Below are 22,349 nucleotides of genomic sequence, written 5' to 3'. Positions count from 1 at the left end.
TTGATTTCTTCATGGCTTATAGCCTAGTCAAGGCGCTGAGCCAAACCAGCGGCCTTGAGGTGACAAAAAGTGTCAGATAGTGCGGTTCCTGGGGGTAGGAACGGTCTTTGATTCGACTCGCCGCCCCGCCAACAGGGGCTGTGGCGCTTGGCATGGGCTGTGCTGATGCTCTTTCAGATCATGAGCTTTCGACTCATGCATGGAGCTTGTCTATGAAGACTCAGAAAGGTTTTACCCTGATCGAACTGCTGATCGTGGTGGCGATCATCGGGATTCTGGCGACGTTTGCGTTGCCGATGTATTCCAAATATCAGGCCAGGGCGAAGGTGACGGCGGGGCTGGCCGAGATTTCCGCAATGAAAGTGCCATATGAAGATGCGATCAACCAAGGCATTGCGCCAACGGTAGACAACGTGGCGCCGGCGGGTAATGCCAAGACCAGCAATTGCACCGTCGCGGTCACCGGCGCTGTGGCCACAGGCGATGGCACCATCACCTGCACGATCTTGAATGCCCCAGGGCCAGTGCTGAGCAAGACCATTACGTTGAAGCGTGATGCAGTCAATGGCTGGTCGTGTATCAGTTCTGCTGACCAAGATTACTTGCCTAAAGCCTGCACCAGTTCCGCCTCGTAAACGCTGACATCCAACACGGCCCCGCTGCTTCGGTTGCGGGGCTTTTTTTTGTTTGTCGAATGCCTCGCTACTGCAAAAAAAGCAAAAAATTCAGGGTGTTAGGAACTTTGTGAAAACCCGCAAGTTGCATGCAGGGTTTTGCCTGGTCATGCATTTTGCATGATTCCGAAAATTCACAATATTTATAACATGTTGATTTATAACGATTTTGTTGTTGTCTCAAAGTTGGCACAGTGTTCGCACTCTACCCAGTAACCCTGCTGCGAAGACAACCAGCAGACTTTCTAGAAAAACAGGAGTTACACGTATGAAGAAGTTCGCTATCGCTGCCGCTACTGCTACCGCGCTGACCCTGACTCTGGCCAACGCTGCATTCGCACAGACCACCACCACTCAAGCCCCGCTGACACTGGCTGCGGGTGAAGTTGCCAAGGTCGAGGAAGCTACTTCCGATACCTGGATCACGACCAAAGTTAAAAGCGACCTGCTGACCGAAAAAGGCATTCCTGGCACCGACATCAAAGTCGAAACCAACAAAGGTGTAGTGTCGCTGTCGTCCACGGTTGCAGTGACTGACGCTCAGAAAGACACCGCTGTGGCGATCACCAAGAAAATCAAAGGCGTCAAAGCGGTCTCCGCTGACGGCCTGAAAGCCGAGTAAGGCAAGACTTCTCGCCTGGACCGGGGGAAGGTGTGGCTGACGGGCTGAGTAATACGGCTGCCACTTCTTAGGAGTTCATGCGAACGGCCATAAGGATGTGGCCATTACAGGCCCCCGACATTCGTGTCGGGGGCCTGTTCTATTTGGGCTGCACAAAACAATTGTGGCCACTCAAGGTTGTGGTGAGCTCAATGGCTAATCAGCAAGCTTGTGAGCATCACTCGGCATCCAGATGCAACGGCGTCACCACCCGACCGTCACTTTGCGCTTCGCCAAGGTTGGCGTCGATGAAGTACACGCGGTCGTCGGCCAGCTGACCTTTGTCCACCAGATAGTCCTTGATGCTGCCGGCGCGCTCCTGCCCTAATTGACGCAACAGCACGTCGCTGGTGCTCCAGAACTTGATCACGTCGGCACGCATTTTGGTGGTGCGTTCTTCCTTGCCCAGGTCCTTCCATTCGGCCGGCGGTTGAATCTTCAGGCGCGTTCGGTAGATGCCTTCCAGCAGCGGGCCTTTCTCGTTTTCCGGGACCACCAGCAATGAAGCCTGGGCCGGGACTTTGTCACCGCGACGCTGGAGCATTTTGTAGTAGTTGTATTGGTATTCCCGTTCCAGGCGTTGCTCGGCAATCAACGGGCCGTCACTGCTGGCGGCGGCCGTACCTTCGATTTCAAGGCGCAGGGCCGGACGTTCCTTCAAGGCTTGGGACAGTTTGACCAACGCCCCTTCCGCTTCCTGGCTCAAATCGCTTGAGCCCGGTGCGAACGAAACGGTGCCCAAGTCCTCGGAACCGCCGCCACTGACCAGTCCGCCAATCATTTTGAACGGCGCAGCGGCGGCTTTGACGATCAGGTTGCGCAGGGTTTGCCAGATAATCGGCATGACGCTGAACTGCGGATTATTGAGGTCGCCAGTGACAGGCAATTCGATGGAAATCTTGCCATCTACGTCTTTGAGCAAGGCAATTGCCAGCTTCAACGGCAGGCTCACGGCATCCGGGCTGTCGACTTTTTCACCCAACTGCAGTTGCTCGACCACCACTTTGTTTTCGGCCTTGAGCTGGCCTTTGATGATCAGGTAATGCAAGTCGAGGTTGAGCCGACCCTTACGGATGCGATACCCGGCAAACTTGCCGGAGTAAGGCGTGAGCGTGGTCAGTTCCACACGTTTGAAACTGGTGGCGATGTCGAGGCTGGCCATCGGGTCGAACGGATTGACCGCGCCCTTGATGGTCACCGGTGCATAACGGTCGACCTTGCCTTTGATATCCACGCTGGCCGGTTTTGCCTGACGGCTGTCGATGGTGCCGATCTGCCCGTTGAGCTGTTGCACGGCAGTGGCGAAGTTCGGTGTCAGGCTGAAGTCGGCGAAGTTGGCCGAGCCGTCATTGATGGCGATACCGCCGATGTGAATGCCCAGTGGTTTGTCGTTGCTGGCCGGTTTGGCAGCGGTGGTTTTGGCGCCCGTGTCGGGCGGTTGCGGGATCAACAGGTCATCGATGTTGGTGGTTCGATCCTCATTGATCATGAAGCGCGTATAGGGCTGGAACAGGTTGACCTTGTCGATCGACAGGCTATCACCGTGCTGATAGTTCAGGCCTTCGAGCACCAACTGCTGCCACTTGAGGAAGTCGCGGGTTTTAAGGGTGTCGAGGGTGTGCAATTGATCGACTTGAACCCGGCCGGTGACGCTGAATGCCAGCGGTTCAGTGCTGTTCAGATCGACCGCCAGATCACTGCCGAGCATGCCGCTACGCAGTTCCAGGCGGATGAATGGGGTGATGTAGGACTGGGCGACACGCAGGTCGATGTCTTTGGTCTGCACCTTCAGCTTGGCGCTGATCGGGGCGAGATTGACCACGCCGTCGGCCAAAACCTTGCCTTGTTTGCCCACGCCAGTGTCGAGCTTGAGATTAAAAGGCGAACCGTTAAGGCTGTCGAAGTTCTGCAGGTCCAGATTCAACGGGCCGACTTCCAGCGCCACAGCGGGTTGCGCCTTGCGGTCGGCCAGGTGCACCTGGGAATCGCGCAGCTGCACGTCTTTGAGCAGCACTTGCCACGGTTTGCCCGGTGGCGTCGGTTCAGGTTTGGGTGAGTCGGCTGCCGCTGGCGTACTGGCGGGTTCAGCCTTGGCCTTGGCGGCGGGTTTGGACGGCTGGCTGGCGAACAGTTTTTGCCAGTCGAGTTGCCCGTCGGCTTCGAGGGCGGCCCAGGTTTCCAGCTTGTGGCTGCGAATCTTGCCGACCACCACGAGTTGCTTGGCCAGGTCTACCGTGGTTTCGCTGATGTCCAGTCGTTCAAGCTTCGCCAACGGCCGTCCGTCCGGGGCCTTGATCGCGAAAGGCGCGACGCTGACAGCGACATTGCTCAGCAGCAGTTGGGTTTCTTTGGACAGATTGAGCTTGTAGTCGGTACTGAGGCTCATGATGCCCCTTTCGAGGTCCAAGGGCACTGCGTCGCGCACATAGGGCCAGAAGGCTTTCATCTTGCCTTCGGTGATTTTCAGCTTACCTTCGGAGGCGAGCGGGATCAGGCTGAAGTTGCCGGTCCAGTCTACCTGTCCGCCGTTGGGGCCGATGGCCACCAAGGTCATGTCGGCGCTGTCGTCGGGCAGGGTGCTGAGGTTTTTCAGCTCGAAGTCGAGTTTGTCGTAGAGGAACTCGATAGGTTCGCTTGGCCGGGCATCTTCAAAGTGCACGGCGCCGCCGGTCAATTCGATCCGCTCGATGCGCAGCGGAAACGGCTTGGCATCCGGGTCGGCGGGGGTGGGTTCGCTCGCTGGCAGTTTGAATAGCCCAAGCAGATTGAGCTTGCCGTCCTTGCTGAAGAGGATTTCAGTCTTAGGCTTGACCAGTTCGATCTCGGACAAATGCACGGCCTTGGTCCAGAGACTGTCCACTTGCAGGTTGGCGTACAGGCGTTCGAAGCCGATCTGCTCCTTGCCCGGCTCGCCGATGACCAGGCCCCAAAGGGTGACTTCCAGGCTGAACGGGTTGAGTTCGATCCGCTGAAGGTGGGCGGGCACCGTGGCGTAGTTGGCCAATTGTTGGTTGGCAACCCGCAACGCGATACCCGGTAAAATCAGAAACCCCAGCAAGCTGTAGAGGGCCAGAGCAGTCAACAAGGCGCCGATAGCGCGAATCAATCCTTTGGTCATGTGTGGCTTCATCTGTCTGGATCGGAGTGCCTTGGAGTATGGCATGCGATTGCAGTTCCGAAGTGCCCACGCTTTGCAGGATTTATCTGAATTTTTGGGTGATTGTCAGAGCTGCAGAATCAGCGTTTTCAGCGGCGGCTGCTGATCCATCGACGGAAAATCAGCGCCCGGTGTCATCACTGTCCACTCGCGCACCGGTCGCCCGGCTTTCTCTGCGCAACGCAACACCTGTTCGCGCCAGTCGTCCATGCTGACCTTTGCCAGGTTGTTGCAGCAGATCAGCACGCCATTGTCGGCCGTGGTCAGCAGCGCGGGTTTGAGCAGGCTCTGGTAGTCGCGCAGCAGGTCGACGGTGCCGAAAGCACTCTTGGCCCACGCGGGAGGGTCGAGCAACACCAGGTCGTACTGGCGTTGTTCCAGGCGTTGGTAGCTCGGCAGTTTCTGCCCGCGCCGCTGACTGATTGGCAGGCCGGCCAGTTGGCGGATCGCCGGGAAGTAATCGGACTGGACGAATTGCATGGCTGGCAACTGCGGATTCAGTAGACCGTTCTCACGGCCGACTGCCAGGTTGCCCTCGGCGAAATCCAGGTTGCACACCTCACGGGCGCCACCGGCCGCAGCGCTCAGGCCGACGCCACAGGTATAGGCAAACAGGTTGAGCACGCTTTTGTTTTGGCTGTGCGCTTTGACCCAGCCACGGGTATTGCGCAGGTCGAGGAACAGCAGCGGATCCTGGCCGGCATGACGCCCGCGAACCCGGTAGTTAAGGCCCCATTCGTGGCCGACCAAATCCTCCAGCGCCGCCTCACTGGCACGGTAGACCGTGTCTTCACGGTCGATGCGCGAATTGCCCCGGGAGCGGTCGTTGTAGACCAGCAGGGTGTCGAGGCCCAAATGCTGGTTGATTGCCTCGTGCAATTGCAGCAGCACGTCGCGCTCCAGCGACTGGTGAAAGCTTTGCACCAGCAACTGCGGGCCATAGCGGTCGATGGTCAGGCCGCCGGCGCCTTCCTGGCTGCCGTGGAACAGTCGATAGCAATCGGTGCCTTGCTGATGCAGTTCGGCAAGCAGGTCCTGGCGATGTTCGAGGGCGGCGCGCAGCGCCTGATTCAAGGAAGACATGCTGGGCGCCTTGCAGGAGGGAATTTGGCGCGGGAGTTTAACACTGTGGCGAGGGGGATTGCCTGTGGTGAGGGGGCTTGCCCCCGTTCCAGCGCGTAGCGCTGGCAAAATGTCGGCAACACTCAAGATTTTTGGGGCTGCTTCGCAGCCCAACGGGGCGGTGCGGCGGTCCGACGAGCCCCCTCGCCACAGGATTTGAGTTTAAGTCGGCAACCCCATCCGCCGTTTAGCCCGTTGCACCGAGCCATTACGCACCGCCCAGCGCAGCATCGGCGTGCTGCGATTGACGCTGGCGCGAATCAGTTTGCGTTGCAACGGGTTTTGGCTGACGCCCAGCATGTCACTGGCCCAGTCCGGCAGCAGATCGATCCCGGCCTGCATCATCAAACCGCCGAAAGGCTTGGCCAGACGACTGGGGGAGGGGGCGTTCAACAACAATCGCAAGACTTCGCGGCTGCGTTCGTCACACAGCAACTGTGGGCGAATGCGCTCAAGGTAATCAGCCATTTCCTGCCGCGAGCGGGGCACATCACGGGCGCCCAGTCGTTCGGCGACCAACGCGATTTCCCCGTAGTAACGGTCTTGGTCGGCCAGTGACAGATTCGGATTGCGATAACGCAAATGCGCGGCGAGAAAGTTGCTGACTTCGGCCACATGCACCCAGGTCAGCAGGTCTGGATCGCTGGCCGCATAGGGGCGCCCGTCCGGCGCAGTGCCCGTTACTTGCAGGTGGATAGTACGGACTTTCTCGATCAGCCAGTCGGCATCCTTTCGTGAGCCAAACGTGGTGCCGGAGATGAACTGCCCGGTGCGGCGCAGCCGGCCGAGCATGTCCTGGCGAAAATTCGAATGGTCCCAGACACCAGCCAGGGCCAATGGATGCAAGGCTTGCAGCATCAAGGCACTGATGCCGCCGATCAGCATGCTGCTGAAATCGCCATGCACTTGCCAACTCACCGAGTCGGGGCCGAACAGGCCGGGATCGCCTTTGGGATTTTCCAGATCGAGCTTGCCGAGGGACAGACCGCTCAGGCTCATGATCTGGGTTTCGATGCGGGTACGGATGAATTCCATGGCGACTCAGTGGTGAACATAAAACGCGGCCATTGCTGGCCGCGCGAGGCTTATTGGTTCAGGCGTTTATCAACCAGATCCTGAACAACGCTCGGGTCGGCCAGGGTCGAAGTATCCCCCAGCGTGTCCAGTTCGTTGCAGGCAATTTTGCGCAGGATTCGCCGCATGATCTTGCCCGAACGGGTTTTCGGCAAGGCCGGGGCCCATTGGATCAAGTCCGGTTTGGCGAAGCTGCCGATTTCCTTGCTGACGTGGGCCAGCAACACTTTCTTCAGTTCGTCGTCGGGGGTGGTGCCGTTCATGGGTGTGACGAAGGCGTAGATGCCCTGGCCTTTGAGGTCGTGGGGGTAACCAACCACTGCGGCTTCGGCGATGCTGTCGTGCAGCACCAAGGCACTTTCCACTTCGGCGGTGCCGATACGGTGCCCAGAGACGTTGATCACGTCGTCGATGCGCCCGGTGATCCAGTAATCGCCGTCCTCATCGCGTCGCGCGCCGTCGCCGGTGAAGTAATAACAGGGGTAGGGCTTGAAGTAGGTGTCGACCATCCGTTGCGGGTCGCCGTAGACGCTGCGGATCTGCGCCGGCCAGCTGGATTTGATGGCCAGCACGCCGCTGCCGGCGCCTTTTATTTCCTTGCCCGTTTCATCGAGCAACACCGGTTGCACGCCAAACATCGGTTGCGTGGCGCAGCCGGGTTTGATCCGTTGTGCGCTGACCAGCGGGCTGAGCATGATGCCGCCGGTTTCGGTCTGCCACCAGGTGTCGACAATCGGACAACGCTGTTCGCCGACCGCATTGAAGTACCAGTCCCACGCTTCCGGGTTGATCGGCTCACCGACAGTGCCGAGTAATCTGAGGCTGGCGCGCGAGGTTTCCTTCAACGGTTCCGGCCCTTCGCGCATCAGCGAACGCAGGGCGGTCGGCGCCGTGTAGAAAATGTTGACGTGGTGTTTGTCGATGACCTGCCAGAAGCGCGAGCTGCTCGGGTAACTCGGCACGCCTTCGAAGATCAGCGTGGTCGCGCCGTTGGCCAGCGGGCCGTAGACGATGTAGCTGTGGCCGGTGACCCAGCCAACATCGGCGGTGCACCAGAACACTTCGTTATCACGGTAGTCGAGCACGTATTTGAAGGTCATCGCGGCTTGCAGCAGATAGCCGCCGGTGGTGTGCAGTACGCCTTTGGGTTTGCCGGTGCTGCCGGAGGTGTAGAGGATGAACAGCGGATCTTCGGCGTCCATCGGTTCCGGCGGGCAATCGTCACTGACGTCGCGTAGGGCCTGGTGATACCAGAGGTCGCGACCTTCAACCCACTTCACTTCGCCTTGGGTGTGCTCGACCACGATCACCGTGCTGACGTTCGGGCAATTTTGCAGCGCCTTGTCGACTTTCTCTTTCAGGGGCACGAATTTTCCGCCGCGTACACCTTCATCGGCGGTGATCACGGTGCGGCAATCGGCATCAAGGATCCGGTCGCGCACCGAGTCCGGGGAGAAACCGCCAAAGACCACCGAATGTACCGCGCCGATTCGCGTGCAGGCGAGCATGGCGTAGGCAGCTTCGGGGATCATCGGCATGTAAATGCATACGCGGTCGCCTTTCTTCACGCCACGGCTTTTGAGCACGTTGGCCAGGCGACAGACGTAGTGATGGAGTTTTTTGTAAGTGATTTGCGCGGATTCGGCGGGATCGTCGCCTTCCCAGATGATCGCGACTTGATCGCCGCGCTGTTCCAGATGACGGTCGATGCAGTTGTAACTGACATTCAACTTGCCGCCGGCAAACCAGCTGGCTTCACCGGTTTTCAGGTTGTAGCGCTGGACGGTGGCCCACGGCGTACTCCAGTCGAGAAAGCGCGTGGCTTGTTCGGCCCAGAAGGTAGAGGGGTGTTCGATGGACTCGCGGTACAGGCGGTGATAGTCGTCTTGACTTAAATTCGCAGACCGGCGGACGGCATCGGCTTTGGGGAACGTGCTGATATCGAACATGACGGTTCCTTATTCTTGTTGTGCGACAAGAGGGGAGCTACACGACCCTCGTAGGAGCTGGCTTGCCAGCGAAGGCGGTGTGTCATTCAACATTTATGTCGACTGATCCACCGCTTCGCTGGCAAGCCAGCTCCTACAAGGTTAGTACCGTCTGTAGTCTGGCGTCAGATCAACCGCGGTGACGGCCGCGGAAGTAGTTGATCAGGCCTTGGGTCGAGGCATCGTCAGCCGGGGTTTCTTCGCTGCCGACCAGACGGTTGTAGACGCCTTTGCCCAGTTCTTTACCCAGTTCCACGCCCCACTGATCGAAGGCGTTGATGCCCCAGATCACGCTTTGTACGAAGACTTTGTGTTCGTACATCGCCACCAGTGCGCCGAGACGACGCGGGCTGATGCGTTCGACCACCAGGGTGTTGCTCGGACGGTTGCCCGGGATCACCTTGTGCGCCGCCAGTTTCTGCACGTCGTCTTCGCTCATGCCTTTGTCACGCAGTTCGGCTTGCGCTTCGGCAAGGGTCTTGCCGAGCATCAGCGCCTGGCTTTGCGACAGGCAGTTGGCGTATAGCCACTGGTGGTGGTCGGACACCGGGTTGAAGCTGACGATCGGCACGATGAAGTCGGCCGGGATCAGTTGGGTGCCTTGGTGCAGCAGCTGGTGATAGGCGTGTTGACCGTTGCAACCGACGCCACCCCAGATGACCGGGCCGGTGTCGGTGGACACCGGGGTGCCGTCCTGACGCACACTCTTGCCGTTGGACTCCATGTCCAGCTGTTGCAAGTGCTTGGTGATGTTGCGCAGGTAGTGGTCGTACGGCAGGATCGCGTGGCTTTGCGCGCCCCAGAAATTGCCGTACCACACGCCGAGCAAGGCCAGCAGCACCGGCATGTTCTGTTCGAAAGGCGCGCTCTGGAAATGCTGGTCCATGGTGTAGGCACCGGACAGCAGTTCCTTGAAGTTCGACATGCCGATGGCCAGCGCGATGGGCAAGCCGATGGCCGACCACAGCGAGTAACGGCCGCCGACCCAGTCCCACATCGGGAAGATGTTTTCTTCGCGAATACCGAACGCCACCGCCGCGGCATTGTTGCTGGAAACGGCGATGAAGTGACGATGCAGCTCGGCTTCCGAACCACCCTGAGCCAGGTACCAGGCGCGTGCGGCCTGGGCATTCTTCAGGGTTTCGAGGGTGTTGAAGGATTTCGACGAAACGATAAACAGCGTGGTCTCGGCACGCAGCTTCATGGTCAGTTCGTGGAACTCACTGCCATCGATGTTCGCCAGGTAGTGACAACGCACGCCTTTTTGGGCGTAGGACAGCAGCGCCTCGGACACAAGTTCAGGGCCGAGGAACGAGCCGCCGATGCCGATGTTCACTACGTCAGTGATCGGCTTCTCGGAGTAACCGCGCCACAGGCCATCGTGGATACGGCCCACGAGGTCGGTGATCTGGTTCAGTACCTTGTGTACCTGCGGCATCACGTTGACGCCGTCCACCGACAGCTTGTCGCCGACCGGGCGACGCAGGGCGGTGTGCAGCGCGGGGCGGCCTTCGGAGGCGTTGACGATTTCACCGTCGAACAACGACTTGATCGCGCCGCTGAGGTCGACTTCGTTGGCCAGGCCCACCAGCAGGTTGCGGGTCTCTGTGTTGATCAGGTTCTTCGAGTAGTCGAGAAACAGGCCGCAACTACTGAGGGTGAATTGGGTAAAACGCTGCGGGTCGGCATTGAATGCCTCGCGCATGCTGAAATCCTGCATGGCTTGGCGGTGGTCATTCAACGCTTGCCAGGCGGGTAGAGCGGTCACGTCGTGAGGAGTGCGGTAATACGCCATCGCTGCGGGTTTCCTTTTTACTTGAACGGCCTTTTGAACACTAAAAATCCCGGAGCGCTGCGGGTGGGCGTCCGGTCAACTGCGTCGACACGATTTCATGGCGCAGGGCGAATACAGTAACCCCCGCGCCATGATCTGTCTTGCCTTTGTCTGACCTGTTTCCGGTACTTTTTAACATCGAAGTCAGGAGCAGTCCGACAAACGGGAAAAAGACAGGATGTCGGTTCGATCAGGCGACCTGGACCGGAATGGCATTGCTGGTGTGGCTCAGTTCATTGCCCGGCGCCATGTAGAGCATGCGCGGCTTGAAGTTGAGCAGCTCGGCTTCGCTGTAATGAGCGTAAGCGCAGATGATCACGCGGTCGCCGACCTTGGCTTTGTGGGCGGCAGCACCGTTGACCGAGATCATGCGCGAGCCTTCTTCACCACGAATCGCGTAAGTGGTGAAGCGTTCGCCGTTGTCGACGTTATAGATCTGGATTTGCTCGTATTCACGGATGCCGGACAAGTCCAGCCATTCGCCGTCGATGGCGCAAGAACCTTCGTAATCAAGTACTGCGTGGGTGACTTCGGCGCGATGCAGCTTGGCCTTGAGCATGATGGCGTGCATGAGTGTTTTCCCAGGTCGGAATCGAACGGCGGGCAGTTTGCCCGAAGCCTCAAAGGGCAGCAATACAATGCAGGAATTGACGCGGGAGACCAATGTAGGAGCTGGCAAGCCAGCTCCTACAGGGGTGGTGGTGTTTTAGGCAGAGGCGTCGAGATTCAGGTGCAGGTTGTCGATCAACCGTGTGGTGCCAAGGAACGCCGCGACCAGAATCACCAGATCGCGATCATCTGCCGTGGCCGGACGCAAGGTCAGCGCATGGCGAATCTCCAGGTAATCGGGACGCAATCCAGCCACTTCAAGCTGTTTGATCTGCGCGTCGATCAGCGCGGGGAAATCCCGCTCACCCTGTTTGATCGCGTCGGCAATCGAACTCAGTGTGCGATAGACCACCGGCGCCACAGCCCGCTGCTCTTCGCTGAGGAAACCATTGCGAGAAGACAGTGCCAGGCCGTCGGCCGCACGGACAGTCGGCTCACCAATGATCTGGACCGGCATGTTCAGGTCATGGACCAGGGATTTGATCACCGCCAGTTGCTGGTAGTCTTTCTGGCCGAAGACCGCGAGGTCCGGCTGGACCATGTTGAACAATTTGCTGACCACCGTCGCCACACCTTCAAAATGCCCTGGACGGCTGGCGCCGCACAGGCCTTCAGACAACAGCGGAACGCTGACGCGCGTCTGGCCGGCCATGCCGTCGGGGTACATTTCTTCAGCGCTAGGCGCGAACAGCAAGTGGCAACCGGCCTGGAGCAGTTTCTCCTGGTCGGCGGCGAGGGTGCGCGGGTACTTGTCGAGGTCTTCGCCGACACCGAATTGCAACGGATTGACGAAAATGCTCGCGACCACGAAATCCACCCGTTGGGAGGCTTTGGTAATCAGCGCAATATGACCGCTGTGCAGGTTGCCCATGGTCGGCACGAAGCCGATGCGCTTGCCTTCACTGCGGGCACGGGCCACGGCGGCCCGCAGTTCGCGTACGGTTTTTACGGTGTTCATGCAGAGAATCCGTGTTCGATACCTGGGAAAGTCGCCTCTTTGACTTCAGTCACGTAAGCATTCAGGGCTGCTTGAATGGTGTGCTGTCCGGTCATGAAGTTCTTCACGAATTTTGGCACGCGACCAGTAATCGACAAGCCCAGCATGTCGTGCAGGACCAGTACCTGGCCGTCGGTGCCACTGCCGGCGCCGATTCCAATGACCGGAATCTTCACGGCCTGGGTAATTTCTTCGGCCAGTTCGCTGGGCACGCATTCAAGCAGCAACATGGCGGCCCCGGCCTGTTCCAGCGAAATGGCATCGGCACGCATTTGCCGAGCCTGGTTTTCGTTGCGACCCTGGACTTTGTAACCGCCCAGGATGTTCACCGATTGCGGCGTCAGCCCCAAGTGCGCGCAAACCGGGATGCCGCGCTCGGCCAGCAGGCGGATCGAGTCTGCCAGCCACAGAGCGCCTTCTACCTTGACCATGTGCGCACCGGCTTGCATCAACAGGGCACTGTTGGTCATGGCTTGTTCGGTGGTGGCGTAGGCCATGAACGGCAGGTCAGCGAGGATGAACGCATCGGTGTTGCCGCGTTTGACGGCTGCCACGTGGTAAGCCATGTCAGCGGTCGTCACGGGCAGGGTGCTGTCGTGCCCCTGCAAAACCATGCCGAGGGAGTCGCCCACCAGCAGCACCTCGACGCCAGCCTCATTGCAGGCGTGGGCGAAGGTTGCGTCATAGCAGGTCAGCATGGTGATTTTTTCACCTTTTTGCTTGAGACCTTGCAGAGTGGTCAGGGTGATGGCTGGCATGAAAAGATCCTCATTCAGGCGCTGTGGAAACTACTGCGAGTAACGCGCGTGATTCTTCGTTAAATACAGGCGCACGGTCTGTTGTCATGCTTTTAAGGCCTGGATTGCGCCCTTCAATGCCGTGTTGGCGGCAGCGGGACGCCTATAGTCGTGAGGAGAACTCGGGAAGTCAATTGGATGTGTTACCGCGTTGTTACGACGGGGGTGTTACCGGTGTGACTGATGCGATTCAGCAGCAGATTCTGTGCTCAACACCAAACCAATGTGGGAGCGAGCCTGCTCGCGAAAGCGGTGGAACAGCCAACATCAATGTTGAATGACATACCGCATTCGCGAGCAGGCTCGCTCCCACATGGGATTTGCGTCAATTTTTGGAGAGGCGTTCCAGGCTGATGAACGGGCAGGCCGCGAGCAATTCGGCAAGGCTGCGACCATCGGCCAAACGCAAATCCGCAGGCGCCAGCTCGGCTAGCGGATACAGGACAAAGGCCCTTTCCTGCAGGTGGTAGTGAGGGACTTTGAGGCGAGGCTCGTCGATCAGCCGATCGCCAAACAGCACGATGTCCAGATCCAGGGTGCGTGGCCCCCAGCGTTCAAGACGTTCGCGACCCTGTTCGTTCTCGATGGCTTGCAGCGCATCGAGCAGGTCCAGCGGTGTGAGGGTGCTGTCGAGGGCGGCGACCGCGTTGGTGTAACGCGGTTGGCCAGGCAGCAGCGAGTCGCTCTGATAAAACGCGGACACCCCGACCAGCTCGGTCTGTGGCAGCTGCGCCAGCGCATCGACGGCGTTGCGCAATTGTTCGGCGGGGTCAGCCAGATTGCTGCCCATGCCGATGTAGATGCGTTCCATGGATTACTCGCCCGAGACGCTCGGTTCGCCGGCTGCGCGTTTACGCTTGGCGCCACCGCTACGGCGACGTTTGCGTGGTGCGCCGGTGCCGTCTTCCTTGCCGCTGAGGTCGCGGATCATGTCGCGACGTTCGCTGTCATTGGCGTCCTGATAATCCGTCCACCATTCACCCAGGCCATCAGTCTGCTCACCGGCGCTTTCGCGCAGCAGCAAGAAGTCGTAACCGGCACGGAACCGTGGGTTGTCCAGCAACAGGTCGGCGCGCTTGCCGCTACGGCGTGGCAGGCGCTCCTGCATGTCCCAGATCTCACGGATCGGCATGGTGAAGCGTTTCGGGATTGCGATGCGTTGGCACTGTTCGGCGATCAGTTCGTGAGCCGCTTCCTGCATGGCCGGAATCGGTGGCATGCCACGTTCTTGCAGGCGCAGTACACGAGCCGGCAGAGCAGGCCACAGCAGGGCGGCAAACAGGAACGCCGGGGTCACCGGTTTGTTCTGCTTGATCCGCAAGTCTGTGTTGATCAGTGCGTCGCTGATCAGGGTGTGGGTGTACGTCGGGTTATATTCCAGCGCCTCGGCACTGGCCGGGAACAACGGATCGAACAGTTGCAGGTCGACCAGCATCTCGAAGGTGTCCGCGGCGTGGCCGGAGAGGAACAACTTGAGCACTTCTTCGAACAGACGGGCCGACGGGATTTCGCGCAGCATCGGTGCCAGCTCGCGAATCGGCAAGGCGCTGTGTTTTTCAATACCGAAATTCAGCTTGGCGGCAAAACGCACGGCCCGCAGCATCCGTACCGGGTCTTCCTGGTAGCGCTGTTTCGGGTCGCCGATCAGGCGGATCAAGTGATTGCGGATGTCGTGTACGCCGTTGGCGTAGTCAAGAATGCGCTCGCTGACCGGATCGTAGTACAGGGCGTTGATGGTGAAGTCGCGGCGTTGCGCGTCTTCTTCCAGTGTGCCGTAGACGTTATCGCGCAGGATGCGCCCGCTTTCATTACGGGAAGACTGGTTGCTGTCTTCTTCCTCGTCGTTTTGCGGGTGATTGGCGCGGAAGGTTGCGACTTCGATGATTTCACGACCGAAGTGAATGTGCACCAGCTTGAATCGACGACCAATGATCCGCGCATTGCGGAATTCGGCACGCACCTGTTCAGGTGTGGCGCTGGTGGCGACGTCGAAATCCTTGGGCGTGATGCCGAGCAGCATGTCACGCACACAGCCGCCGACCAGGTAAGCCTGGTAACCGGCGTTCTGCAGGCGTTCGACGATATTCACCGCGTAACGGCTGAATTGGGCCTTTTGCAGCGAGTGTTGGCCGCTGTTGAGCACTTCAGGCGTACTGCGAATGTGTTGCGTATGACGCTTGGGAGAACGGAATGACTGGAACAGCTTCTTCAGCATGGGATGCACTGTTTGAAGGAATGTTCGGCCATAACAGAAGAATGACCGCATGATGGGCGGGGATTCTAGCATTTAGTCGAGGGATGGTGTAGGAAGCTGCGCAAGCGCTTGAAGGGGATATCTGGCAGACGCGATCGGTGTAGCAGCTGACGAGCAGCGCACTGTGGCGAGGGGGCTTGCCCCCGTTGGGTTGCGAAGCAGCCCAAAGCTCTTAAACGTTTCCGAAATATTGCCAGTGCTGCGCACTGGAACGGGGGCAAGCCCCCTCGCCACAAAGGGCCAGAAACTACAAGGGGAGCCGAAGCTCCCCAAGAAGTAGTTGCATGCTCTATTTTTATTATTGGTTTCGGGCTTTTTGTTTTTGTTAAGTGCCCTCGTCATGAAAATTTTCCTTCATGACCCTCCCAATCGGGAGCCAAGAGCAAACGGATTGCTTTGGTCGCTGTGCTGCAGTGATCTTGCGATCCAACCAGTTCAGGCACTGTCTTAGGACAGTTTTTTATTATTCTCGGCCTGGTCGTGGGGCGATCCCCCAAATACAACGCCTCTCCAAAAGAATCAGTTAGCTGCGCCTCTCGCCGTCTTGTTTTTATTGTGCGTGAGTCGATTCGTCTTATTTTTATTATGTTATGCATTGCTTGTTATTGTTCTTGTACCAAACATATTGCAGGGTGCGTGCCAACTTTTGCTAACCCCAGTAAAACAAGGAGTTAGGTCGGTCGGTGGGGTTTTTTCAGGCCCAAAAAAACCGGGGCTTCGTTACCGTAAGCCCCGGTTTCTGTTACGTGAAAAATCTGAGGTAACAGTTTTTTCAGAAAGTCATGTGTTACCCGCGCATCAGACAGGTGCCATTCAGCTTTCGCTGGCGACCCCGGTCTTGCGCCGCGGGATGCCCAGGCGCTGACGACGCTCCCACAGGCATTTGCGGCTGACCCCGAGTTTGCGGGCCAGTTCGGTTTCGGTCATGTGGTCCTGATGCTCGAGGACGAAGTGCTGGAAGTAGTCTTCCAGTGACAGGTCTTCGGTCGGCTCATGGCTGGAGTTACCGCCATTGTTGCCCTGCTGTGGTGCCAGGCCGATGAACTCATCCTCTTCCAGGCCACTCAGTTCGATGTCGATACCTAGCAGCTCGGCCGAAATTTCCGGGCTCTCGCACAGAATGACCGCGCGCTCGACGGCGTTTTCCAGCTCACGAACGTTACCTGGCCAGGTGTAATGACGAATTGCTTGTTCGGCATCCGGGGCGAATTTCAGATCGGTGCGGTTGACCCGCGCGCTCTGCCGCGCCAGGAAGGCATTGGCGATTTCGTTAACGTCCGCACCGCGCTCGCGCAAGGCCGGCAGCTTCAGGGCGATCACGTGGAGGCGGTAATACAAGTCTTCACGGAACTGGCCGATTTTTGCCAGGCTCTTGAGGTCCCGGTGAGTCGCGGCGATCAGGCGTACGTCGACCTTCTGCGATTGCACCGAGCCCACCCGGCGAATTTCGCCTTCCTGCAACACGCGTAGCAAGCGGGCCTGGGCTTCAAGGGGCAATTCGCCGATTTCATCGAGGAACAGGGTGCCGCCGTCTGCCGCTTCCACCAGACCGGCACGCCCGGCGCTGGCGCCCGTGAACGCGCCTTTTTCGTGACCGAACAGCTCGGACTCGATCAAGCTTTCCGGAATGGCCGCGCAGTTCACCGAAATCATCGGTGCCTTGGCGCGCTTGGACAGGTTATGCAGGGCACGCGCCACCAACTCTTTACCGGTACCGGATTCACCTTGAATCAGGACATTGGAATCGGTTGGCGCGACTTTGCGGATTTTGCTGTACAGGTCCTGCATCGGCGGGCACGAACCGATAATGCCGATTTCGCCGTTGCTGTTATCGACGCCAGCTTTTGCGGCGCCATTGCCAGCTTTGCCAGCGGCAGGTTCGCCGTTGGCTGGCAGTGATTGCCGGTCGCGCAGGATACGGGCGACGGCCTGAAGCATTTCATCGTGATCGAAAGGCTTGGCGATGTAATCCACCGCGCCCATCTTCATCGAGTCGACCGCCGAACGCAGGCTGGCGTAGCTGGTCATGATCAGCACAGGTGTGCCTTGGCCGAGTTTGATCAACTCGGTGCCAGGCGCGCCGGGTAGGCGCAGGTCACTGACGATCAGGTCGAACGTGGGAATAGTGAAGCGTTCTTGTGCTTCCTGCACTGAACCGGCTTCGCTGACCTGGTACTGGTTACGTTCCAGCAGGCGGCGCAAGGCGGAGCGGATAATTGTTTCGTCTTCGACGATCAAAATGTGCGGCATTGATTCGATACTCTCGACGGTCTCAGTTCACAGCGGACGTCGCTTCGACATGACGCGGCAAGGTCACCCGGATACGGGTGCCGCGTTGGCTTTGAATATCAGCCGGGCTGTCGATGGTGATTTGTCCATAATGCTCTTCAACGATGGAATAGACCAGTGCAAGGCCCAGACCGGTGCCTTCGCCAGGATCCTTGGTGGTGAAGAAAGGTTCGAACAATCGGTCCATGATGTTCTTCGGAATACCGCTGCCTTCGTCTTCCACGATCAAGTCGACCGTGTGTTCGCCGGCTTCGCTTTTAACCCGTACCGCGCTGCCGGGAGGCGAGGCGTCGCGGGCGTTTGAGAGTAGGTTGATCAGTACTTGGGCGAGTCGCTGTGGATCGCCTTCGACCCAGTGATCGGGGTCGCACAAATTATAGAACTGCACTTCGAAATTGCGTCGGTTCAGCGCCAGCAAGCCGATGGCATCCTGAGCCACTTCGGCCAGACAGACGGGCTCGTCGCTTTGCTGGTGGCTGCCGGCGTGGGCGAAGCTCATCAGCGACTGGACGATGCGTGACACGCGCTTGGTCTGCTCCAGGATCTGTCCACTGATTTCCTTCAGTTCGCCATCGTCTTCGCGCTCTTCGCGCAGGTTTTGCGCCAGACAAGCAATGCCGGTGATCGGGTTGCCGATTTCATGGGCCACGCCCGCCGCGAGTCGACCGATGCTGGCCAGGCGCTCGGAGTGCACCAGTTTGTCTTCGAGCATCTGGGTTTCGGTCAGGTCTTCCACCAGCAACACCAAGCCGCTGTTACCCGGTGCGAGCGGTTCATCGATCGCCGCTTTGTGCAGGTTCAGCCAGCGGGTCTGGCCATCGAGGGCTAGGTGCTGTTTGTGTAAATGCTCGTCCGGCAAATTAATGAAGCCTTGCAGCAGTTCTTTCCACGGATCGGCAATGGTGCTCAGGCGCGAACCCACCACACGCTGCGCGGCAATCCCCGTCAGTTCCTCCATGGCTTTGTTCCACATGAGGATTTCCTGATCCTTGGCCAGCGAGCAGACGCCCATTGGCAGTTCCTGCAGGGTCTGGCGGTGATAGCGGCGCAGGGCATCGAGTTCGGCGGCAAGGCCGGTCAGGCGCGAATGGTAATCCTCAAGGCGACTTTCGATGAAGTGAATGTCTTCGGTGACATAGTTCTCGCCGCCCGCCTTATAAGGCAGGAATGTTTCGACCATGTCCTGCGCCACACTCGGGCCCATCAGGCCGGACAGGTTGGCTTCGATGCGGTCGCGCAAGCGGCGCAAGGCGTATGGGCGGCGCTCGTCGAATGGCAGATAGAGATCGCGCAGCGCCTGTTCGACTTCTTTCTGCGCCGCCTTGGCACCTAAGGGTTTTGCCAGCTGCGTAGCGAATTCCTGAGGGGAAGCTGCGTGCAATTCGCGGCGTTGCGGGCGACGCACGTTGTCCACGGCGCAAGCTTCGGCGGCACTGGCTTCTTCCGGGCTGGCGTTGGTGAACAGCGAGATCAGGGTGAACATCAGCACGTTGGCAGCCAGCGAGGCAATGGCCGCCATGTGCCAACTGGTGTCGTCCAGCACGTAGATCATGTTCAGCAGCGGAATATAGAAACCCTGCAGATTGCTCACCAGCGGTAACAACATCGTTACCAGCCACACCAGAATCCCCGCCAGCAAACCGGCAATGAAGCCGCGGCGGTTGGCGGTCGGCCAGTACAGAACCGACAGTACCCCCGGCAGGAACTGCAACGTGGCGACAAACGCGACGATGCCGAGGTTCGCCAGATCCTGATCTGTACCCAGCAGCAGGTAGAAGCCATAGCCGGCCATGATGATCGCAACGATCAGCGCCCGACGGGTCCACTTCAGCCAGCGGTAGATGTTGCCTTCGGCCGGTGGTTGATAGAGCGGCAACACCAGATGGTTCAGTGCCATCCCGGACAGCGCCAGGGTGGTGACGATGATCAGGCCGCTTGCCGCCGACAGACCACCGACATACGCCAACAGCGCCAAGGCTTTGCTGTTGGCGGCGATGCCGATGCCCAGGGTGAAATATTCGGGATTGGTGGTGGCGCCGAGTTTCAGGCCAGCCCAGAGAATCAGCGGCACTGCCAGGCTCATCAGCAGTAGGAACAGGGGCAAGCCCCAGCTCGCACTGACCAGCGAACGTGGGTTGAGGTTCTCGGTAAAGGTCATGTGATACATGTGCGGCATCACAATCGCAGAAGCGAAGAACACCAGCAGCAACGTCCGCCACGGCCCTTCTTGCAGCGGCGTGTGCAGGGCGGCGAGGGCGGTCTGGTTTTGCAGAAGCCACAGTTCCAGCTGTTGCGGGCCGTCGAACACGCCGTACAACGCATACAGGCCGACACCGCCGATGGCGATCAACTTGATCACCGACTCGAAGGCAATGGCGAACACCAGGCCTTCATGTTTCTCGCGGGTGGCGATGTGGCGGGAGCCAAAGAAGATCGTAAACAGCGTAATCAGTGCACAGAAACTCAGGGCGACCCGATGCTGCACCGGCTCACGGGTGAGAATGCTGATGGAGTCGGCGACCGCTTGAATCTGCAAGGCCAGCAGCGGCAACACGCCGATCAGCATGAAGACCGTAGTCAGCGCGCCAGCCCATGTACTGCGAAAGCGGAACGCGAACAAGTCGGCCAGCGACGACAGCTGATAGGTGCGGGTAATTTTCAGGATCGGGTAGAGCAGCACCGGCGCCAGCAAAAATGCGCCTGAGACCCCGAGGTAGCTGGATAAAAAACCGTAGCCGTACTGATAGGCCAGGCCCACTGTGCCGTAAAACGCCCAGGCACTGGCGTAAACGCCCAATGAAAGGGTGTAGGTCAACGGGTGGCGAATGATCGCCCGGGGGATCATGCCCCGTTCACTGACCCAGGCCACGCCGAACAGCACCGCCAGGTACGCGGCGCTGATCAGGATCATCTGGGTCAGGCTAAAGCTCATCGGCATCTTTTTGACTCTGCAGGATGAAGGTCACGACGATCAGAATCAGCCAGAGCAGATAAGGGCGATACCAGGCGCCAGTGGCGTCGATCCACCAATCCATGATGGCCGGGGAGAACAGATAAATCCCCACTACCAGGAGCAGGACCAAGCGATAGATGTACATCCCGGCCTCTCTTTTTTATGCGCGTGCCCGAAAACGTGCGGCGATGGTAACGGATGGGCGCGCCACTGCAAGTGCGATCACTGCAGTTGCGCCTCGGGCAGGTTCAGTGTGCGCGGGATCAGCGCCGCATCCCAGTGGGCAATGCCCCAGTTCAACACTTCCCGTGGGCTGGCGTAAGCCAGTTCGGTAGCGGGGTTTTGCCCGAGTGCGCGCAATGCGCGCAGCAATAAAGGTGTCGCCTGGTCTTCGGTCAGCGGCGGCGAGCGGTAGGATTTGCCGAGTTTGTTGCCATCGGGCTGGGTAATCAGCGGGATGTGCAGATAACGCGGTTGGCGCAGGCCGAGCAGTTCTTGCAGATAGAGCTGGCGCGGCGTGGAATCCAGCAGGTCGGCGCCACGCACAATGTCGGTGATGCCTTGCCAGGCATCGTCCAGTACGACCGCCAGTTGATAAGCGTAGAGCCCATCGCGACGGCGAATCACAAAATCGCCCACCTCGCGACCCAGATGCTGGCGAAATTCACCTTGCACGCGGTCGATGAAGTGGTATTCCAGTTCGGGCACGCGCAAGCGAATCGCTGCGTCTTCTGTGCCGTGGCCGGCGTTGCGGCACAGCCCTGGATAAATGCCGTGATACGGTTCCAATTGTTTGCGCGAGCAGGTGCAGGCGTAAGCCAGGCCATGATTGAACAGGCGATTGAGCACTTCAGCGTAAGCCTCGTGCCGGTCGCTCTGACGGACCATTTCGCCGTCCCACTCAAAACCGTAGCTTTCAAGTGCCTTGAGAATCGCCGCCTGAGCACCGGGTTCTTCCCGTGGCGGGTCGAGGTCTTCCATGCGCATCAGCCAACGGCCACCCACCGCGCGGGCGTCGAGGTATGAAGCCAGTGCGGCGACCAGCGAACCGAAATGCAAGTGTCCACTGGGCGTGGGGGCGAAACGCCCGATGTAGGTGGGGGAGGTGATGGCAGTCATGGACGAATGTTACTTTGTCTGGTCCTGTGGGGCACGGCTTGAAACCGCCATCGTGAGCAAGCTCGGCTCCTACAGGAGATTGCGCCAGCCCTTGTAGGAGCCGAGCTTGCTCGCGATGGCGATTTTGAAAGCGCAGCAAGTATTGGCTGACGTCAGAAACAAAAACGGAGCGTTCGCACGCTCCGTTCTTCGTTCAAGTCGATGTTACTTGCCGACTTGTTTTTCCTTGATTTCCGCCAGGGTCTTGCAGTCAACGCACATGTCGGCGGTAGGGCGGGCTTCCAGTCGCTTGACGCCGATTTCGACGCCGCAGGACTCGCACCAGCCATATTCTTCGTCTTCAATCAGTTGCAGTGTCTTGTCGATCTTCTTGATCAGCTTGCGCTCGCGGTCACGGGCACGCAGCTCGAGGCTGAACTCTTCTTCCTGGCTGGCACGGTCTGCCGGGTCCGGGAAGTTGGCCGCTTCGTCTTTCATGTGATCAACAGTACGGTCGACTTCCTGCATCAAGTCCTGTTTCCACTTGTTCAGGATCTTGGTGAAGTGCGCGCGCATGGGCTTGCCCATGTACTCCTCGCCCTTCACTTCTTTGTAGGGTTCGAAGCCGCTGATTGTCGTGCTTTGCTGTTGCTTTGCTTGGGTGGGCATGAAATGGACCGCCTCTACTCTTGTAATCCATCTGCGCAGGATTGCTCCATCACCGACACCTGCCGGCCCTGCGGCTGCAAGCGGGCGAACTTACCAGATCAAATCGGGGCGCGCTACTCCCGGATGTTGAAGTAGTGGCTCGGGGCCCTTGCAAATCATTGCAAAGCCTTGTC

The 22,349-nt window shown here is 58.9% G+C and carries 17 protein-coding genes; 2 read left to right on the top strand and 15 right to left on the bottom strand.

Features of this window, described 5'->3' with window-relative positions:
• Positions 1 to 212: 212 nt before the first annotated feature.
• Both ACWGZX_RS09865 and ACWGZX_RS09860 read left to right on the top strand, forming a co-directional pair.
• Positions 213 to 635: a pilin gene (locus ACWGZX_RS09865; RefSeq protein WP_452628181.1), complete on the top strand. Its 423-nt coding sequence runs from the start codon at positions 213 to 215 to the stop codon at positions 633 to 635.
• 307 nt (positions 636 to 942) lie between these two features.
• The gene (locus ACWGZX_RS09860) at positions 943 to 1,296 is read left to right on the top strand and encodes a BON domain-containing protein (RefSeq protein ID WP_452628180.1); all 354 of its coding nucleotides are present in this window, start codon (positions 943 to 945) and stop codon (positions 1,294 to 1,296) included.
• Positions 1,297 to 1,513: 217 nt separating this feature from the next.
• Here the strand turns inward: ACWGZX_RS09860 and ACWGZX_RS09855 are convergent, their stop codons facing one another.
• The 15 genes from ACWGZX_RS09855 to dksA form a co-directional block, all read right to left on the bottom strand.
• Complete coding sequence (locus ACWGZX_RS09855) at positions 1,514 to 4,498, bottom strand: DUF748 domain-containing protein (RefSeq protein ID WP_452628179.1); 2,985 nt, start codon at positions 4,496 to 4,498, stop codon at positions 1,514 to 1,516.
• 60 nt (positions 4,499 to 4,558) lie between these two features.
• Positions 4,559 to 5,575 carry a class I SAM-dependent rRNA methyltransferase gene (locus ACWGZX_RS09850; protein WP_452628178.1) on the bottom strand — a complete coding sequence of 339 codons (1,017 nt, stop codon included), beginning with the start codon at positions 5,573 to 5,575 and terminating at the stop codon, positions 4,559 to 4,561.
• A gap of 201 nt (positions 5,576 to 5,776) precedes the next feature.
• Positions 5,777 to 6,649, bottom strand: a complete 873-nt coding sequence (locus ACWGZX_RS09845; RefSeq protein WP_452628177.1) for an oxygenase MpaB family protein — start codon at positions 6,647 to 6,649, stop codon at positions 5,777 to 5,779.
• 50 nt (positions 6,650 to 6,699) lie between these two features.
• Positions 6,700 to 8,637, bottom strand: coding sequence for an acetate--CoA ligase (gene acs, locus ACWGZX_RS09840; protein ID WP_452628176.1), 1,938 nt, complete (start codon positions 8,635 to 8,637; stop codon positions 6,700 to 6,702).
• Between the two features lie 169 nt (positions 8,638 to 8,806).
• A complete protein-coding gene (gene pgi, locus ACWGZX_RS09835) occupies positions 8,807 to 10,471 on the bottom strand; it encodes a glucose-6-phosphate isomerase (protein ID WP_452628175.1) in 1,665 nt (554 codons plus the stop codon).
• A 229-nt stretch (positions 10,472 to 10,700) separates the two neighbouring features.
• A complete protein-coding gene (gene panD, locus ACWGZX_RS09830; RefSeq protein WP_003228271.1) occupies positions 10,701 to 11,081 on the bottom strand; it encodes an aspartate 1-decarboxylase in 381 nt (126 codons plus the stop codon).
• A gap of 135 nt (positions 11,082 to 11,216) precedes the next feature.
• On the bottom strand, positions 11,217 to 12,077 hold the full coding sequence (gene panC / locus ACWGZX_RS09825) for a pantoate--beta-alanine ligase (RefSeq protein WP_452628174.1): 861 nt from the start codon (positions 12,075 to 12,077) through the stop codon (positions 11,217 to 11,219).
• Positions 12,074 to 12,874 carry a 3-methyl-2-oxobutanoate hydroxymethyltransferase gene (gene panB, locus ACWGZX_RS09820; RefSeq protein ID WP_452628173.1) on the bottom strand — a complete coding sequence of 267 codons (801 nt, stop codon included), beginning with the start codon at positions 12,872 to 12,874 and terminating at the stop codon, positions 12,074 to 12,076. Before panB ends, panC begins: the two co-directional genes overlap by 4 nt.
• A 364-nt stretch (positions 12,875 to 13,238) precedes the next feature.
• Positions 13,239 to 13,724: a 2-amino-4-hydroxy-6-hydroxymethyldihydropteridine diphosphokinase gene (gene folK, locus ACWGZX_RS09815; RefSeq protein ID WP_452628172.1), complete on the bottom strand. Its 486-nt coding sequence runs from the start codon at positions 13,722 to 13,724 to the stop codon at positions 13,239 to 13,241.
• A gap of 3 nt (positions 13,725 to 13,727) precedes the next feature.
• Complete coding sequence (locus ACWGZX_RS09810; RefSeq protein WP_223515650.1) at positions 13,728 to 15,128, bottom strand: polynucleotide adenylyltransferase PcnB; 1,401 nt, start codon at positions 15,126 to 15,128, stop codon at positions 13,728 to 13,730.
• Positions 15,129 to 15,980: 852 nt separating this feature from the next.
• The gene (locus tag ACWGZX_RS09805) at positions 15,981 to 17,417 is read right to left on the bottom strand and encodes a sigma-54-dependent transcriptional regulator (protein ID WP_223515653.1); all 1,437 of its coding nucleotides are present in this window, start codon (positions 17,415 to 17,417) and stop codon (positions 15,981 to 15,983) included.
• A gap of 22 nt (positions 17,418 to 17,439) precedes the next feature.
• Positions 17,440 to 20,394: a sensor histidine kinase gene (locus ACWGZX_RS09800; RefSeq protein WP_452628171.1), complete on the bottom strand. Its 2,955-nt coding sequence runs from the start codon at positions 20,392 to 20,394 to the stop codon at positions 17,440 to 17,442.
• The gene (locus ACWGZX_RS09795) at positions 20,378 to 20,554 is read right to left on the bottom strand and encodes a hypothetical protein (RefSeq protein ID WP_003176118.1); all 177 of its coding nucleotides are present in this window, start codon (positions 20,552 to 20,554) and stop codon (positions 20,378 to 20,380) included. The genes ACWGZX_RS09800 and ACWGZX_RS09795 overlap by 17 nt, the downstream gene beginning before the upstream one ends.
• Before the next feature lie 77 nt (positions 20,555 to 20,631).
• Entirely contained in the window at positions 20,632 to 21,528 is an 897-nt protein-coding gene (gene gluQRS / locus ACWGZX_RS09790) for a tRNA glutamyl-Q(34) synthetase GluQRS (protein WP_452628170.1), read from the bottom strand.
• A gap of 204 nt (positions 21,529 to 21,732) precedes the next feature.
• Positions 21,733 to 22,176, bottom strand: a complete 444-nt coding sequence (gene dksA, locus ACWGZX_RS09785; RefSeq protein ID WP_007948662.1) for an RNA polymerase-binding protein DksA — start codon at positions 22,174 to 22,176, stop codon at positions 21,733 to 21,735.
• Positions 22,177 to 22,349: the final 173 nt, after the last annotated feature.

This window comes from Pseudomonas sp. CLCA07, from assembly GCF_053615335.1.
This window is presented reverse-complemented; position numbering and strand designations above follow the sequence as displayed.